A 15,291-nucleotide genomic window follows, 5' to 3' on the forward strand; every position below is an offset into this window, starting at 1 on the left:
CATCCGTGGGCGTTTGGGGTCACAGCCTGTAAAAATGACCCATGAACGCGCCGTGGCAGACACCCGAGGCGAGCCGTAGCCAGGTCTCGCCCCGGCTCGCGGCGCTGGCCGGGATCGCGGCTCAGGTGGCAGCGGCCACGAAGATGGCAGACCTCACCGAGGTCATCACCGAGCGGGCCTGCCAGGTCATGGGGGCCTCGCGGGCCGTGCTGGCTGTGCGTGACGACGGGGGCAGACGACTGCGCACCATCGCGACGCACGGCGTCAGCACCTCGGAGGCGCAGCAGTGGGCAGAGCTGCTCCTCGAGCAGCGGTCACCGCTCACGGATGCCGTGCGCACCAACCGCGTCGTCAGCATCACCAGTCGCGCGGACCTCGTCGCGCGCTATCCCGAGCTCGACGACGGCTCGGAACGCTCGTCGGTGACCCTGCCCCTCATCTCCCGCTCGACCGGCGAAGCGGTGGGGGCCCTCGGGTTCCGCTTCGACAACCGCGTCGGGCCGGTGGACCCGGACCTGCTCTGGGTCCTCGGCGTCCTCAGCGACGTGTGCGCCCAGACGATGCTGCGGCTCCGGGCCGAGGAGCAGAGCGCCGCCCGGGCCGCCCAGCTCGAGTTCCTCGCCGACGCCTCCCAGGCCCTGGCGGCGTCGCTGGACTATCGGCAGACGCTGCGCCAGGTCGCGTCCCTGGCGGTTCCGACGCATGCCGACTGGTGCTCCGTGCAGATGGTCGACGACGGCGTGCTCCGCACCCTGGCGGTCGCCCACGTCGACCCGGCGAAGGTGCAGCTGGCCAAGGAGCTCGAGACCCGTTGGCCGAACGACCCCGATCGGCCGGGCGGGGCCGGCGACGTGGTGCGCAAGGGTGAGAGCCTGCTCATCGAGACCATCACCGACGAGATGCTCGTGGCCGCCGCGCAGGACGAGGAGCACCTGCGGGTGGCTCGCGAGCTCGGCCTGCAGAGCGCGATGACCGTCCCGCTCATGGCCAAGGACCGGGTGCTCGGCGTGCTGAGCTTCGTCTCGGCCGAGTCCGGCAGGCACTACACCGCGGAAGACGTGGCCTTCGCCGAAGACCTGGGACGCCGAGCCGGGATCGCGATCGACAACGCCGACCTCTACTCCCAGACGCGGCGTGTCGCGTCCGTGCTGCAGGCGACGCTGCTGCCCCAGGACCTGCCCGACCTGCCTGGGTGGCAGATCGGCACCGTCTACCGCCAGGCGGGACGCACCGACGTCGGCGGCGACTACTACGACGTCAGCGGCGGCAGCGGCGGACGCGTGCTCGCGGTGCTGGGTGATGTCATGGGACGGGGAATCGACGCCGCGGTCGCCGGCTCCCAGATGCGAACTGCCGCAAGGATCCTCGCAACCCAGAACCCCGAGCCGGACGCTCTGGCCTGCGCGATGGACCGGCTGATGACGGCCGACCCACCGACCCAGATGGCGTCGAGCGTCTACGTCCTGTTCGACCCGGCGGAGGAGCAGCTCGCGCTCGTCCGCGCCGGGCACCCGCCCCCGCTGCTGGTGCACCAGGGCCAGCCGCGTTTCATCACCGAGAACGGGTCCCCGGTCCACGGCCTCGGCGAGGTGCCCCGGCCGGCAGCGCACACCACCTTCCACGTGGGCGACATCCTGCTCCTCTACACCGACGGCCTCATCGAGCGTCGCACCGAGAGCATCGAGACAGGCATGGCGCGGCTCGAGGCCACCGCCGCCGAGCTGCTCACCGACCTCGGCGACGACGCGGACCTCGACGAGGTGCTCGAGCAGCTCGCCGAGGTCGTCTCGGACCCCGACCGCCACGACGACGTGGCTGTCCTCGCCTTCCGTCGGCTGGTGTGAAGACGTCGTCGGAAGGCGACGCGGCGACGGCTGCGTCGGTGAAGGCGTGGGGCAGCGGGCGCGCCCGGCAGGCGGACGCAGCGGACGGCATACGCCCTCTATGCTGGTCGCGGATGAGTCGGCCAGGCGGTCGCGTCAGGACCTCGGTCCTGCCGAGGAACGTCCGGGCTCCACAGGGCAGGGTGGTGGCCAACAGCCACCCGGGGTGACCCGCGGGACAGTGCCACAGAGAACAGACCGCCGGCGGCCTCGGCAGCCGGTAAGGGTGAAACGGTGGTGTAAGAGACCACCAGCGCTCCAGGTGACTGGAGCGGCTCGGTAAACCCCACCCGGAGCAAGTCCAGACAGCGCACGATCGACGCCCCCGGGCGTTGGGAGACCGGCCCGGTCGAGTGCGCGGGTAGGACGCTCGAGCCGGCCAGCAATGGCCGGCCTAGATGGATGGCCGTCGCCGCGTCTCCGGTAACGGGGTCGTGGAACAGAACCCGGCGTATCGGCCGACTCATCCACCTCTAAGCCTGTGACCTGCGGTTTCGTGTCTCCGGTGTCCCCGTTGGTCCGCAGGATGTCGGCGACTCCGTCGACGGCCACGATGGCGCGCCACGTGGCGCGCGATTCCGCAACGCCGGGGAGCGGCCGGTCGACCGAAATGCTGACGGTGTGGATCAGGCGTCCATGGGTTCGCGAGCGGCACCCTGAGGCTCGAAGGGCGGATCCAGGCGCCGGGTCGAGCTCGTGAGGATCTGAGCGGCAATCCCCTCGGCGACGCGAACGGGCTCGGCTCGCTGGTCCAGGTGTGAGGTGGAGACGGCCCCGTCGTACAGCACCTGCAGCTGGTCCGCCAGCACGTGGGTATCGGCGTAACCCGCTTCCTGTGTGAGCGTGCGGAACTGCTCGTGGAGCCAGTCGCGGAACTGCCGCAGCGCGCGTGCCTCGACTCCGTCGGCCGTGGCCTCGGCGTTGGCGTTGGCGAACGGGCAGCCGTTGTAGGTCGGCGAGGCGGCCGCTTCGGCCAGGGCCTCGAAGATGGCGAGGATCTTCTCGACCGGGTCGGAGAGGCCCTCCTGATGTGCGGCGATCCGCTCGCGGCGCTGCGCGGCGCGGCCCTCGAGGTAGGCGCCGACGAGCTCCTCCTTGCCGGCGAAGTTGTAGAAGAGCGAGCCCTTGGCCACTCCGGCTTCATCGAGCAGTCGGTCGATCCCGACGGCGTGGACGCCCTCTGCGTAGAAGAGCCGGTCGGCGGCGGTCAGGAGCCGCTCTCGGGCGCTGGGTCGACGCGTTGTCATGGGTTCGATGGTATCAGACAGATCTGTCTAACAGGCTCTTGACTTTCTTGGACCGATCTGTCTAACTGGGCTCATGTCCATTAGACAGATCGGTTCAAGGAGTCTCTGATGTCCACCACCACCATGCGTCCCTCGGTCGCCTTCGCCGGCACCGCCGGCATCTTCGCCGTCTTCTTCCTCGCCGCCGGAGCCCCCACGCCGCTGCTCGGGCTGCGCCAGCAGCAGTGGGGGTTCTCCGCGGGGCTGCTCACCATCGCCTTCTCGGTCTATGCGGTGGCCCTGCTGGTGGCCCTGCTGGTCGGCGGTTCGCTCTCGGACCACCTCGGGCGCCGGCCGGTCCTGCTCGGGGCCCTGGTCGTCGAGACGGTCTCGATGGTCGGGTTCCTGCTCGCCCCGTCGATCGGCTGGCTCATCGTGGCCCGCGTGCTGCAGGGTGTCGCGACCGGGCTGGGCACCAGCGCGTTCAGCGCCGCCATCGCCGAGCATGCGCCGGCGCATCTGAAGAAGCTCGCCGGCGGCCTGTCCGCCGCGTCGGTGGCCGGCGGCCTCGGCCTCGGGGCCCTGCTGACAGGCGCGGCGATCCAGCTGACCGACTCGGCCAACACCATCGTCTTCGCGGCCCTGACCGCCCTGATGCTGGCAGCCATCGTCTTCGTCCTGGCCACTCCCGAGACCGGCGTGCGCCGACCCGGCGCCCGACGGTCGCTCGCCCCGACGATCGCGGTGCCCACCGCGGCCCGCGGTGAGTTCCTCGCGAGCATCCCCGTGCACGTGGCCGGGTGGATGTTCCCCGCGTTCTTCCTCGGCCTCTCCCCGGCCGTGCTGCGCCTGCACTTCGGCCTGCACGGCGGCCTCGTCACCGGGTTCACCGCCTTCGTCGGCCCGTTCGCCGCCGCGGTCGCCGGCTTCGTCTTCGCCCGTCACGACCCCCGACGCGGCACGCTCCTCGGCCTCGGCCTGGTCCTGCTCGGCATGATCGTGGTCTTCGCCGGCGTCACGGCGACCGTCCTGCCGCTCGTGTGGGTCGGCGCCCTGCTGGGCGGAGCCGGCTTCGGCGGCACCTTCGGCGGTCAGGTCCGCCTCATCGCACCGCACGCCGGCGCCCACCAGCGCGCCAGCCTCTTCTCCGCCGTCTACACCGTCGCCTACCTCGCCTTCGGCGTCCCCGTCGTCATCGCAGGCCAGCTCGCCCCTCGATGGGGTCTGGTGCCGACCTTCGACTCCTACGCCGCCGTCGTCGTCATCCTGGCCCTGCTCGGGCTCGCCGTGCAGGGCGCCCGGGCCATCCGCCAGGGACAAGAGAGCGAGACCCTCACAGTCCTGTCGTGACTCGACCCGACCCGACAGACCAGCCAGTCATCCCGACCGCACCCGCGGCACACCGCGCGGTCTCCTACCCGCCCGCCGATCCGAGGCAGCCGGCACCAGGCGCCCGACGCACCAACATCCACCGACACCAACCGTGAAATGACCAGGAGAACGACCATGACCACCCTTCCCGACACCGTCACCACCAACACACGCACCACCGTCGACGCGGCCAACCCTGCTGACCCTGCTGACCTGGCCACGGTCCGGCTGCGCCTCGAGGCCGTCGTCGTCCCCGTCGCCGACTACGACCGCGCCAAAGCCTTCTACACCGGCCTGGGCTGGCGGGTGGACGCCGACGTCGACGACCAGGCCGGCTACCGGCTCATGCAGCTGACCCCACCCGGGTCGCAAGCCTCCGTCATCTTCGGCACCCGCGTCACCGCGGCCCCGGCCGGAGCCATCGACGGACTGCTGCTCGTCGTCGACGACATCGAGGAGGCCCGAGCTGCACTACGGTCACGCGGCGTCCAGGTCAGCGACGCCTTCCACGACGCCGGCGGCGGGCTCGCCGGCGGCTTCCACCCCGGCCTCGAGGGCCAGGCCCCAGGCCCGGACCCGGAGCGGCGGTCCTACGCCACCTACGCCTCGTTCCAGGACTCAGAAGGCAACCGATGGGTCCTGCAGGAGATCACCACGCGGCTGCCCGGCCGCCTCTGGGAGACCGATGCTTCCGGATCCGGGTCCGAGCACCTCGAAGAGGACGAGGCCGCCCCCACGAGCGATGTCGACCGCCTCGCTGAGCTGCTGCACGAGACCGCGCAGCACCACGACACCTTCGAGAAGGCAGCGCCCGAGCACGACTGGTGGAACTGGTACGCCCCGTACCTGCACGCGCGCCAGCACGGACTGACCGGCGCCCAGGCGCAACGTCGGGCCGACCAGCACATGGCCGAGCAACACGGCGTCGTCGCCGACCGGCACTGAGTCTCCGGCTCGACGAGCGTGCCCGGCGATCAGCGCCCGCACCGTGCCCACCCCGCGGGTGGGCCGGTGCATGCGCTGAACTGGGCGAACGTCCGCTGTTCGGCACGACCGACTGGCGGCTGCTTGTTGCAGCTACCCAGCACCCGTTCATGGCGAGGCTCGGTTCAGGCGTCCGGGCTGCCGCTCTCTCGTCGGCCGGTCGCCAGCGGGTGTGGCACCCACCCATCGCAGGGCGGTCGGGATCACGACGAATCGGACTGCGTGTGGGCGGAGACGAACCAGTGGAACCTCTCCAACTCGGCGCTCTGCGCCGTCAAGAGGTCGTGCGTTACGGGATCGGCCTCGGCACGATGGGCCGCTGACCGGTGCGCCGTGACGACCCGTCCGTACTCCTGATCCAGGGCAGCGACGTGACGTAGGGCGTCCGCGCGGCCCAAGGGGTACTCGGGGCCTCGGCACCGTCGGACGAGCCCGGCTGCGCGGCCGTCGGGGGAGCCGCCGATGCTCGCGGCTCGGCTGCCGCAGTGGTCGTACGCGACGGCCGGCGCCCTGGGGGGGAAGAAGGGTGCCCGATCACGTGCACGGTTGCTGCGCGGCGCTCTCATCAACGCGGAGGACCTACGTGCGCAGGGCGGCACGCAGCACTGCGGTCGCCTGCGTCATCGCTCCCTGGGCGGCGTCGGTGCCACGAAGGGGGTTGAGACCGACGAAGTCGTGGATGGCGGCCTGATAACGCACAGCAACGACCGGGACCCCGGCTTGCCTCAGCTTGTGGGCGTAGGCCTCTCCCTCGTCCCGCAGCACGTCGGCTTCTCCGACGACGATGAGGGCCGGCGGCAGGCCGGCGAGCTGTTCAACGGTGGCCAGCAGCGGCGACGCCGTGGGTTCGGTGCGCTGCTTCGGGTCGGCGACGTACTGCTCCCAGAACCACAGCATGGTGTCGCGGCGCAGGAAGTAGCCTTCGGCGAACTGATGCGACGACGGCGTGTCGAAGGTGGCGTCGGTGACCGGGTAGAAGAGCACCTGCTGAACAAAGTGCACTCCGCCCCGCTGCTTGGCCAGCAGGGTCGTGGCGGCAGCCATGTTCCCTCCGACGGAGTCGCCGACGATCGCGAAGCGGTCAGTGTCGAAGTTCTGCTCAGTCCCGGCCTTGGTCACCCACTGAGCCACGGCGAAGATCTCCTCGAGCGCGGTGGGGTACTTCGCCTCGGGGGAGAGGCTGTAGTCCGGGAAGACGACCGCGGCATGGCTGCCCACTGCGAGTTCACGCATCAGCCGGTCATGTGTGACCTTGCCGCCGAACACCCAGCCGAGACCGTGGATATGCAGGATCACTGGGAGCGGACCGTGCGCGCCGGGAGGTCGCACCACTCGGATGCTGATGTCCCCCTGGGGGCCGGGAACAGTCAGGTCGCTGACATCGGCGTACGGGGCGACGACCGGTTCCGACTGCAGGGCGTTCAGACCTTCTCGCGTCTCCACGATGGGCCGCTGGTTCGTGAAGGGCGGGTTCGCGTTCGCGTCGGCGAATGCTTGTGCGGCTTGCTCCACGACGACTTTCGCGTCCTCAGTCATAGTCGGCTCCTGGGTGTCTGAAGGGGTCGCTCCGGCCTTCAGCACCCGATAGATGAGTGCGGGACGCCGGGCTCGCCAACAAGGTTCGCCGCGACCAGGCGGCGTCGGCATCGGCCGCATGACTGTTCATCAGGAGCCGACATCGCCCCCCAACACGCTCGAGCAGTCAGCCGGGACCCACGCGGGCGGTCAATGCAGCTGCCGACGCCAGTCGAGCGGAACACGCCCAGAAGGCCCCGGGGTCGGCTGCGTCGCGGGGTGGGACGTGGGCGCGGGCAACGCCGGGCCGGCGAACTCGCGGGCGGTGCGGTAGTCGTAGAACCAGTCCTCTCCCGGCTCGTAGCTCTGGATGACTGGGTGCCCGGTGCTGCGGAAGTGCGCGCTGGCATGCTGGCGGGGGGAGGAGTCGCAGCACCCAATGTGCCCGCAGGCGGTGCACCGACGCAGGTGCAGCCACCACCCGGGTGGGGTGGCCACCTCGCAGTCCCGGCAGCCGTCTCCGCTCGGCGGCGCGTCGAGATTGATGGCGGCGTCGTCACCGGGCGCTGTCTCGTTGGGTTCGGGGCGGTTCATCGGCGCTCCTATCACGGTCTCTTGCTGGTTTCGTATCTCTATCGCAGTACTCCCATGGAGCGCTCGGAATGCCGGTGTGTCCACCCGGTCATCGACTGTCTCGTCGAGTCACACGCAAGGCACACGAGGTGCGTCCGAGCCGCATCCCCGTTCTCATGCGAAGCCAACAGCCGGGTCGCAGGTGGGCCGGGCACATCGAGCACTGAACTGGCCGCGCCGCAGTCGGATGGCGGATGCAAGGCGCCAGGCGGCGCGCGAGTGTTGAGGGGCCGGATCGACCGGCACCCGCCTCGCCCCGACGCCACGTCACATTCAGGGGAGGTGGGATCGAGGTCCATGCCGTCGTCGATGACCAGGAGAGCTTGCATGAAACCGTCTGTCGTCCTCATCCATGGCGCCTTCGCTGACTCCGCGAGTTGGGACGGTGTCGTCGCTGCCCTGCTGGGGCAGGACTATCCCGTGATCGCGTGGGCGAATCCGCTGCGTGGCGTCGCTGCCGATGCCGAACAGCTGACGGCGCTCCTGCGCAGCATCCCGGGCAAGATCGTGCTGGTCGGGCACTCCTACGGGGGCGCCGTCATGACGAACGTCCCGGTCGATGCAGGCGAGGTCACGGGGCTCGTCTTCGTCGCCGGTTTCGCACTCGCACCGGGGGAGAGCTGCGCTGAAGCGTCCTCCCTGGTGAGCGGCGGCACGTTGGGCGACACGCTGCGCACTGTGCCGTTGCCCGGCGGCGGCACCGACGTGTACATCGCGCAAGATCGCTACCACGCTCAGTTCGCGGCCGATCTGTCCGCTGAGGCGTCCGCAACCATGGCCGCGACCCAGCGCCCGATCACCGAGGCGGCACTGTCCGAACCGTCCGGGAGCACGGCCCTGTGGCAGGCCCTGCCCAGCTGGTTCATCTTCGGCGAGCTCGACCACAACATCCCCGCCGGAGCGCACCAGATCATGGCAGACCGGGCGAAAGCCCAGAAGGTGGTGGAGGTCGCCGGCGCATCACACGTCGTGGGCATCTCCCACCCCGACGAGGTCACCGCCATGATCGCCGCCGCCGCGGGGCTCTAGGAGGTATCCATGACAAGGAACCCCGCCGAGGAAGCCACGGGCCACTCGCGCCCGTCTGACGAGCTGGCATCCGCCCTGCAACGCACCGAGGTGCAGCACAGCAGCTCCTCGATCCCGGGGCGCGACATCGTCCAAGTCCTAACCGAGATTCCCGAAGGGGTCGAGTCGGGCTGGCACTTCCACCCCGGGGAGGAGGTCGGCTACATCTTGGCCGGGACCGTGCAGATGCAGATCCGCGGCCGGGACACACTGGTACTCAACGCCGGTGACGGCTTCCTGATCCCGCCCCGGACACCGCACAACGCGTTGGATCTCGGCCCCGGCACGGGGCGGATGCTGTCGACGTACATCGTCGAGTCCGGGGAGCCGGTCGCGACCCTGGTGGAGTGACGTGTCCGTGCACGGCCGTTCCGCCGCCATCCCCAGCGGCGGACCGGCCACAGCGTCGGCGGTCATCCTCACGGTAGACGATGACCCCGAGGTGTCCCGGTCGGTCGCTCGAGACCTGCGCCGACGCTACGGCGGCGACTACCGCATCGTGCGATGCCAGTCCGGTGAGGAAGGACTCACAGCGCTGCGCGAGCTGATGTTGCGTGGGGTGCAGGTGGCCTTGCTCGTCGCGGACTACCGGATGCCGCGGATGTCCGGGATCGAGTTCCTCGAGCAGGCGATGGACCTCGTCCCCTCGGCCCGACGCGTCCTGCTGACCGCCTACGCCGACACCGGTGCTGCCATCGACGCGGTCAACGTCGTCGACCTGGACCACTACCTGCTCAAACCCTGGATCCCTGCGGAAGAGATGCTCTACCCGGTCCTCGACGAGTTGCTGAGTGCCTGGCTGGCCGGAGGGCACAGGGCGCAGGCCGAGCTGCGCGTCGTCGGTCACCAGTGGTGCCGACGGACCGCTGACCTGCGTGACTTCCTGGCCCGTCTCCAGGTCCCCTACCGGTGGTACCCCACGGACCAGCCGGAGGCGCTGCGGCTGCTCGCGGCCACCGGCGCGGACGTGACCGAACTACCGGTCGTCATCACCACAACCGGGCAGGTCATGGTGGCCCCCACGCACACGCAGGTCGCTGAGGCACTCGGTCTGGGCACGGTCCCGTCCGAGTCGGTGTACGACCTGGTGGTCGTGGGCGCTGGACCCGCCGGGCTCGGGGCGGCCGTCTACGGCGCATCCGAGGGCCTGCGTACGCTGCTCGTCGAGCGGACCGCTGCCGGCGGGCAGGCGGGGCAGAGCTCCCGCATCGAGAACTACCTCGGGTTCCCGGACGGGGTCTCCGGGGCGCAGCTGACGCAGCGGGCTCGTCGGCAGGCGCTGAAGTTCGGCGCCGAGGTGGTCACGACCAGGACGGTCGTCGGGCTGCGTGGTGCCGGCTCCCAGCACAGCGTCGTGCTGGATGACGGCGTCAGCGTGGCCGCCCACGCGGTCATTCTGGCGACGGGAGTCTCCTACCGACGCCTCGCCGGTGAGGGCCTGGACGAGCTGACCGGTCGCGGCGTCTACTACGGCGCGAGTCCGCGACAGGCAGAAGACTGCGCAGACAAGGACGTCGTCATCGTGGGGGGCGCCAACTCCGCGGGGCAGGCAGCGGTGCACTTCGCGCGACTCGCCCGGTCGGTGACCATCTTGGTGCGCGCCCCCTCCCTCGAGGCCTCCATGTCCCGTTACCTCGTGGAACAGGTCGAGTCCCTCGAGAACATCACCGTGAGAGCCTGCACCGAGATCGTCTCCGCGCACGGTGAGGAGCACCTGTCATCCGTCACAGTGCGCGACGTCCGCGATGGTCGAGCCGACACCTTGCCGACCGGGTGGCTGTTCGTCTTCATCGGAGCAGAGCCGCACACCGCGTGGCTCGAAGGTGTCGTCGCCCGAGACGGTCACGGCTTCATCCTCGCTGGTCCCGACCTGGGGCACGGCCCACCCGGGAAGCACTCCCCGCCCACGGTCAGACGTCCGGACATGCGGAAGACGGCGGACTCCTCGGCCTTGGCGCCGACAACGATCTGGCCGCTGCCGAGAGCCCCTTACCACTTGGAGACGAGCCTGCCCGGGGTGTTCGTCGCTGGTGACGCGCGCGCGCAGTCCGGCAAACGGGTCGCGTCGGCGGTCGGGGAAGGTGCCATGGCCGTGATGCTGGTTCACCGCTACCTGGCTCAGCAATGAGCACCTCCGCCGGAGAGCACCTCGCGGCGCAGCTCGGCGCCCTACCACTGTTCCGTGGGCTTGCGAAGGCGCATCTCGAGCGTCTGAGCAGCCAAGGGCATGTCGAGCACCGCGAGAGTGGGTGGGTCTACCGCCGAGGAGAACGGGCCCAGTCGTTGTTCATCCTGCTCGACGGGCACATCAGTGTCACCGCCGACGTCGGCGCCGAGGAGGTCGAGGTCTTCCGAACCGACCAGCCCGGCGCCTGCGGCGGGGCCACCCACGCGCACCTCGGGGAGCCGGACAAGCAGGTGTACACCACCTCCATGCGGGCCCTGGGGACGTGCCGGCTTTTCGTGCTCCCTGCCGCCACCCTCGCCGCCGTCATGCGCGAGTGGTTCCCGCTGCCGGTCCACCTGCAAGAGCAGGACCCGGCTGACGTGGTCACAGGTCCAGCCGCTCCGCAGCAGCGCGATCGACTGCTAGCGCTGGGTGCGATGGCCTCGAGCCTGACTCATGAGCTGAACAATCCCTCCGCGGCAGCGCGTGCGGCCGCGGTCGCCCTGACAAACCGAGTTCGGCGCAGCCGCGAATTGCTGGCCCGCCTCGCGGCGACCGCGTCTGCCCCGGAGCAGCTGCGCGCGCTGCTGACCCTGCAGGAGCGGGTGACTCAGACGGCCCTTTCTTCCGCTGGGTTGTCCGGGTTGGAGATCGCAGACCGCCAAGACCAGATGGCGACCTGGCTGGAAGAGCACGGGATCCGCGACGGCTGGGACCTCGCCCCGACCTTCGTCCAAGTCGGCCTCGACACGCCCTTCCTGGACACGGTGGTCACGCAGGCTGGCCCCGCGATGGCCGATGACGCCCTGCGGTGGCTGAACTACGCACTGGAGACGGACCTGCTCCTGCAGGAGATCGATGAGGCCACCGCCCGAATCTCAACGCTGCTCCGGAGTGTCAGCGCGTACGGCCCGACCGGCCGCGATCAACAGCAGCTGCTCGACCTGAACGACCTGCTCGATGCGACGTTGCTGATGTTCCGGCGTCGCCTCGCTGACGGACACGTCCAGCTGGTGCGGGATTACGACCGCAGCGCCCCGCGGGTGACCGGATTCGCCGCCGAGCTGAACCAGGTGTGGACGAACCTCATCGACAACGCTGTGGACGCGCTCGAGGGTGGCGGCACGCTGACGATCAGGACCCGGGGCCACCTCGGTCACGTGAGAATCGAGATCATCGACGACGGGCCCGGCATCCCAGCGGACATCCGTGCTCAGGTCTTCGACCCCTTCTTCAGCACGAAGCCGATCGGGGAAGGCACCGGGATCGGCTTGGACGTCGCCGCCCGGATCGTCGTGGCTCGGCACGGCGGCACCATCGACGTACAGAGCGAGCGCGGACGCACCTGCTTCCTGGTCACCCTCCCAGTGAGGCGATCGGCCGGTCCGCATGCGTCGGCCACGACGTGACGCCGGACGAGGCGAGGTGCACGGACTGCACCGGTTCCGCCGAGAAGGCGCCCCATGGAGCTCAGCTCGTGCGCTGGCCAGATTGCCCGACCGGGAGGCCCGGAGCCGCAGCCGGAAGCTCGCGGGGGAGCAGCGTGCCGGCGTGCAGGGCCACCAGTGACCGCACGGTCAGGGCACCGATGCCCAGCGTGATGACCCCCAGGAGGACATCCACGAGCCCTGTGGCGGCCCCGGTGGCAGTCAGGCATCGGATGGCGAAGGCGACGGCAGCCGCGTAGGAGAACGCGAAGGCCCACCAACCTGCCGCGAAGCTGAGGCGCCGATACAGTGCCAGCAGCCGCAGCTGGACGACGGCCATGAGGGCCGCATAGCCGCCAAGGACGAGGACCACGGCGTCCACCCGGCCTCCGGTGACCGTGAACCATGCGTTGCCCGCCACTACCGGTGGGGCGAGCTCGATCGCCAAGGTCGGGGCCAGAGCGGGCGGCATCGGCGGCAGCGTGAACAGACGCAGCCAGATGATGGACGTCAGGCTGAACCAGCAGACCAGGCCGTACCCGAACAGCGCGACTGCGAGCGTGCGATACCCGAGTTGCCCGGCCCCGGCCGCGCACACCAGGCCGGTCGCCACCGTCGGCAACAGGTAGCCGGGATGCCAACGCTCCAGGGAACCACCGTTCACGACCCAGCCGGCGGTCACCCATCCGCCGTAGCCGGTGGACAGGCCCACGAACACGAGGAACACGACCCGCCACTCTGCGACGGAATGGAGGGCCAGTACGAGAGCCAGCAGTGTCGGAACCAGCACCCCCAGCGAGCTGAACACGCCGAACGTGGGGTCGGTGACCTCGGAGCGCCACCGGTGGGACCGAGCGGCGTTCCCCACGAAGGCCACCGAGATGACCAGCCACAGCATCCCGGTCAGCACCCACAGGCTGAGGCCGGGCCACTGCGGCACGTGGTCCGCGGCGGCCGCGGCAGTCCAGCACTGCGCCAGCCCGGCTACGCCCATCGGCACCCCGAACAGGTTGGCCCGCGGATGCAGACGACCGGGAGGGCGGGGGGCCCTCCACGTCGACCGCCCTGCCTTGCTCGACCGTGGAGAAGTCCGAGTCCGAGTCCGGGGGCGGGTGCGCGAGTGCTCCTCGGGTGGCGACGTGCTCATGTCGGCGATCCCGTCCGGTGTGGGTTTCCGCGTCCCTCACCACGACCGCGAGAAGCCGCAGCGCGCAGCTCGCGGTTCTCCTCCTCGAGCTGCGTGACGCGGTTGAGAATCGGATCGAGCTGCGGTGCGAGCTCATCGAGGGTGTACCGCGGGGTGATGTGTTGCGGGCAGTTCCAGTCGTAGGCGATCACGTCGACGTGCAGCTCTCGTTCGACTCGTCCCGGGTAGCCCGGCACGGCCAGCGACGAGTCGCCCGACGCGGGGTCAGCCGGGCGGATACGCGCTCTATGGGTGTCCCGCAGCCCGTGGGCGCCACGACCAGGTGCAGGTACGTCGTGCACCGTGGCCCAGCCGTACACCTTCAACCGGGCCTGGCGGGCATAGTCCATGAAGATCAACGCAGCCCGTCCCTCGAGGGCCAGGTTCCCCATGCTGATGTACTGGCGGTTACCGCGGAAGTCGGCCCACGCGATCGTGTGCTCGTCCGGAGTGCGCACGAATCCCGCGGGGCCACCGCGGTACTGCACGTACGGCCAGCCTGTCTGGGAGACGGTCGCCAGGTAGAAGCCGTCGAGCTCGCCGACGAACTCACGTTCCAGCTGGGTGAGCGCATCGCCGGTGCCGGGCCGCGCTTGCGGCGTGGACGCCTGTGCTCCGACGGCGGTGTGTCGCGGCTGCGGCGCACCGTGGGCGCGGTGGTAGCGCTCGATCGCCGCTCTGCTGCCGTACCGTGCTTGGGCGGCGAGGACGGCGTCAGTGAAGGCGAGTGAGTGGTAGCTGTGACTCATCGTGTTACTCCCGGTGTGCCGGCACGAGGGGACCATGGTGATCGACGGCCCGGCGTGGCGATTGCCGCTGAAGCATCGACGTGACGCGTCAGGGCGCGCTCGAGTGCCTGTTGCGGGATGGTCAGGACAGGGCGTCGAGTGCCTGCTGGATGAGGGCGGCAACTGCCTCTGGGTGCGAGACCATGACGACGTGCGAGGCGTCGACCTCGACCGCGGTGGCGTTGGCACGCTTGGCCATGGCGCGGACGACGTCGGCGCCCGCAGCCGTGTCGGCGGTCGGAATGACAGCCCAGGACGGCAGCGTCTTCCACGCGGGAGGACCGGACTTCTCAGTGAAGGCGGCGGCAGCGACCGGTCGCTGCACGGCAGCCATGACCCGGGCTTCGACCTCGGAGACGTCGGCCGCGAACGCGTGTTGGAAGTGGTCGGGATGGATGGCGTACTCGGTCGCGTGCCCTCCGTCCGCAGTCGGGAACTGCAGCTCCACGAGTGCGGTGTTCAGAACGGAGTCCTTCGAGTCCGCGGTGATGTCGCCCAGCACCTCGCCCTCGTCCGGCGCGAACGCAGCGACGTACACCAGCCCCACCACGTTGCCCGCTCGGCTGGCAGCGTTGGTGATGATGGCGCCCCCATACGAGTGTCCGACGGCCAGGACGCGGCCCGGAATCTGAGCAAGGGCGCTCGCCACGTAGTCAGCGTCGTGCGCGATCCCTCGCAGTGGGTTGACGACCGCCTGCACGGGCACGAGCTCAGCCTGGAGGCGTTCGACGACGCCGGCCCAGCCCGAGCTGTCGGCGAAGGCACCGTGCACGAGGGCGACGGTGATTGGTGTCGTTTCGGTGTCGGTCATGGTCAGGCTCCTTCTGGTGTGTCTCAGCGGCGGGCGCTCCTGCTGCGCCGGGACCTGTCGGCGCAGTCGCCAGCACGAGCGGCCTCTACCGTTCCGAGGTAATGGGTTGTCTCAACGGTGTTCGGTGGGCTCCGGCCCCCACTGGAGGTCATCCCCGCCCCGGCGTCGTCCCCAGGCGGCTCTGCCCCCAGCAGCCCCGATGCTCCCGCCGGATCGCCGTCGCTCACATCGG

Annotated in this window: 14 protein-coding genes and 1 other RNA gene; 8 read left to right on the forward strand and 7 right to left on the reverse strand. The window is 70.0% G+C overall.

Annotated elements, in window-relative coordinates; translation table 11 throughout:
- Positions 1 to 41 precede the first annotated feature (41 nt).
- Positions 42 to 1,844, forward strand: a complete 1,803-nt coding sequence (locus ABD241_RS04510) for a SpoIIE family protein phosphatase (protein ID WP_344058835.1) — start codon at positions 42 to 44, stop codon at positions 1,842 to 1,844.
- Positions 1,845 to 1,958: 114 nt separating this feature from the next.
- An RNA gene (rnpB, locus tag ABD241_RS04515) (RNase P RNA component class A) lies at positions 1,959 to 2,353 on the forward strand.
- Between the two features lie 156 nt (positions 2,354 to 2,509).
- Here the strand turns inward: rnpB and ABD241_RS04520 are convergent.
- Complete coding sequence (locus tag ABD241_RS04520; RefSeq protein WP_344058837.1) at positions 2,510 to 3,130, reverse strand: TetR/AcrR family transcriptional regulator; 621 nt, start codon at positions 3,128 to 3,130, stop codon at positions 2,510 to 2,512.
- Positions 3,131 to 3,238: 108 nt separating this feature from the next.
- On the opposite strand from ABD241_RS04520, the gene ABD241_RS04525 reads away from it, so the two are divergent.
- Positions 3,239 to 4,459 (forward strand): MFS transporter, encoded by a 1,221-nt coding sequence (locus ABD241_RS04525; protein WP_344058839.1) that lies wholly within the window; start codon positions 3,239 to 3,241, stop codon positions 4,457 to 4,459.
- A 156-nt stretch (positions 4,460 to 4,615) separates the two neighbouring features.
- A complete protein-coding gene (locus ABD241_RS04530; protein ID WP_344058841.1) occupies positions 4,616 to 5,425 on the forward strand; it encodes a VOC family protein in 810 nt (269 codons plus the stop codon).
- Between the two features lie 242 nt (positions 5,426 to 5,667).
- On the opposite strand, the gene ABD241_RS20660 is transcribed toward ABD241_RS04530, so the two are convergent.
- The 3 genes from ABD241_RS20660 to ABD241_RS04540 form a co-directional block, all read right to left on the reverse strand.
- Entirely contained in the window at positions 5,668 to 6,030 is a 363-nt protein-coding gene (locus ABD241_RS20660; protein WP_425580680.1) for a ferritin-like domain-containing protein, read from the reverse strand.
- A 13-nt stretch (positions 6,031 to 6,043) separates the two neighbouring features.
- Positions 6,044 to 7,000 (reverse strand): alpha/beta hydrolase, encoded by a 957-nt coding sequence (locus tag ABD241_RS04535; RefSeq protein ID WP_344058843.1) that lies wholly within the window; start codon positions 6,998 to 7,000, stop codon positions 6,044 to 6,046.
- Positions 7,001 to 7,189: 189 nt separating this feature from the next.
- Positions 7,190 to 7,573, reverse strand: coding sequence for a UBP-type zinc finger domain-containing protein (locus ABD241_RS04540; protein WP_344058845.1), 384 nt, complete (start codon positions 7,571 to 7,573; stop codon positions 7,190 to 7,192).
- Between the two features lie 336 nt (positions 7,574 to 7,909).
- Here ABD241_RS04540 and ABD241_RS04545 point away from each other — a divergent pair, with 336 nt between their 5' ends.
- Genes ABD241_RS04545 through ABD241_RS04560 form a run of 4 tightly spaced genes read left to right on the forward strand, consistent with a single transcriptional unit; the run spans position 7,910 to position 12,256 of the window.
- Positions 7,910 to 8,641 carry an alpha/beta fold hydrolase gene (locus ABD241_RS04545; protein ID WP_344058847.1) on the forward strand — a complete coding sequence of 244 codons (732 nt, stop codon included), beginning with the start codon at positions 7,910 to 7,912 and terminating at the stop codon, positions 8,639 to 8,641.
- Positions 8,642 to 8,650: 9 nt separating this feature from the next.
- A complete protein-coding gene (locus ABD241_RS04550; RefSeq protein ID WP_344058849.1) occupies positions 8,651 to 9,031 on the forward strand; it encodes a cupin domain-containing protein in 381 nt (126 codons plus the stop codon).
- 1 nt (position 9,032) lies between these two features.
- Positions 9,033 to 10,808 (forward strand): NAD(P)/FAD-dependent oxidoreductase, encoded by a 1,776-nt coding sequence (locus tag ABD241_RS04555; protein ID WP_344058851.1) that lies wholly within the window; start codon positions 9,033 to 9,035, stop codon positions 10,806 to 10,808.
- Positions 10,805 to 12,256 (forward strand): ATP-binding protein, encoded by a 1,452-nt coding sequence (locus ABD241_RS04560; RefSeq protein ID WP_344058853.1) that lies wholly within the window; start codon positions 10,805 to 10,807, stop codon positions 12,254 to 12,256. The genes ABD241_RS04555 and ABD241_RS04560 overlap by 4 nt, the downstream gene beginning before the upstream one ends.
- 61 nt (positions 12,257 to 12,317) lie before the next feature.
- Here the strand turns inward: ABD241_RS04560 and ABD241_RS04565 are convergent, their stop codons facing one another.
- From ABD241_RS04565 to ABD241_RS04575, 3 genes are all read right to left on the reverse strand, one after another.
- Complete coding sequence (locus tag ABD241_RS04565) at positions 12,318 to 13,421, reverse strand: SLAC1 family transporter (protein WP_344058855.1); 1,104 nt, start codon at positions 13,419 to 13,421, stop codon at positions 12,318 to 12,320.
- A complete protein-coding gene (locus ABD241_RS04570) occupies positions 13,418 to 14,209 on the reverse strand; it encodes a pyridoxamine 5'-phosphate oxidase family protein (RefSeq protein WP_344058857.1) in 792 nt (263 codons plus the stop codon). Before ABD241_RS04570 ends, ABD241_RS04565 begins: the two co-directional genes overlap by 4 nt.
- 121 nt (positions 14,210 to 14,330) lie before the next feature.
- Entirely contained in the window at positions 14,331 to 15,059 is a 729-nt protein-coding gene (locus ABD241_RS04575; RefSeq protein WP_344058859.1) for an alpha/beta fold hydrolase, read from the reverse strand.
- Positions 15,060 to 15,291: the final 232 nt, after the last annotated feature.

Source organism: Terrabacter lapilli (genome assembly GCF_039531305.1).
Taxonomy (GTDB): domain Bacteria; phylum Actinomycetota; class Actinomycetes; order Actinomycetales; family Dermatophilaceae; genus Terrabacter; species Terrabacter lapilli.

Coding starts and splice junctions, on each gene's coding strand:
- ABD241_RS04535 (WP_344058843.1), bottom strand. CDS start 7,000: ATGACTGAGGACGCGAAAGTCGTCGTGGAGCAAGCCGCACAAGCATTC.
- ABD241_RS04575 (WP_344058859.1), bottom strand. CDS start 15,059: ATGACCGACACCGAAACGACACCAATCACCGTCGCCCTCGTGCACGGT.
- ABD241_RS04525 (WP_344058839.1), top strand. CDS start 3,239: ATGTCCACCACCACCATGCGTCCCTCGGTCGCCTTCGCCGGCACCGCC.
- ABD241_RS20660 (WP_425580680.1), bottom strand. CDS start 6,030: ATGAGAGCGCCGCGCAGCAACCGTGCACGTGATCGGGCACCCTTCTTC.
- ABD241_RS04530 (WP_344058841.1), top strand. CDS start 4,616: ATGACCACCCTTCCCGACACCGTCACCACCAACACACGCACCACCGTC.
- ABD241_RS04540 (WP_344058845.1), bottom strand. CDS start 7,573: ATGAACCGCCCCGAACCCAACGAGACAGCGCCCGGTGACGACGCCGCC.
- ABD241_RS04565 (WP_344058855.1), bottom strand. CDS start 13,421: ATGAGCACGTCGCCACCCGAGGAGCACTCGCGCACCCGCCCCCGGACT.
- ABD241_RS04510 (WP_344058835.1), top strand. CDS start 42: ATGAACGCGCCGTGGCAGACACCCGAGGCGAGCCGTAGCCAGGTCTCG.
- ABD241_RS04520 (WP_344058837.1), bottom strand. CDS start 3,130: ATGACAACGCGTCGACCCAGCGCCCGAGAGCGGCTCCTGACCGCCGCC.
- ABD241_RS04570 (WP_344058857.1), bottom strand. CDS start 14,209: ATGAGTCACAGCTACCACTCACTCGCCTTCACTGACGCCGTCCTCGCC.
- ABD241_RS04550 (WP_344058849.1), top strand. CDS start 8,651: ATGACAAGGAACCCCGCCGAGGAAGCCACGGGCCACTCGCGCCCGTCT.
- ABD241_RS04560 (WP_344058853.1), top strand. CDS start 10,805: ATGAGCACCTCCGCCGGAGAGCACCTCGCGGCGCAGCTCGGCGCCCTA.
- ABD241_RS04545 (WP_344058847.1), top strand. CDS start 7,910: ATGCCGTCGTCGATGACCAGGAGAGCTTGCATGAAACCGTCTGTCGTC.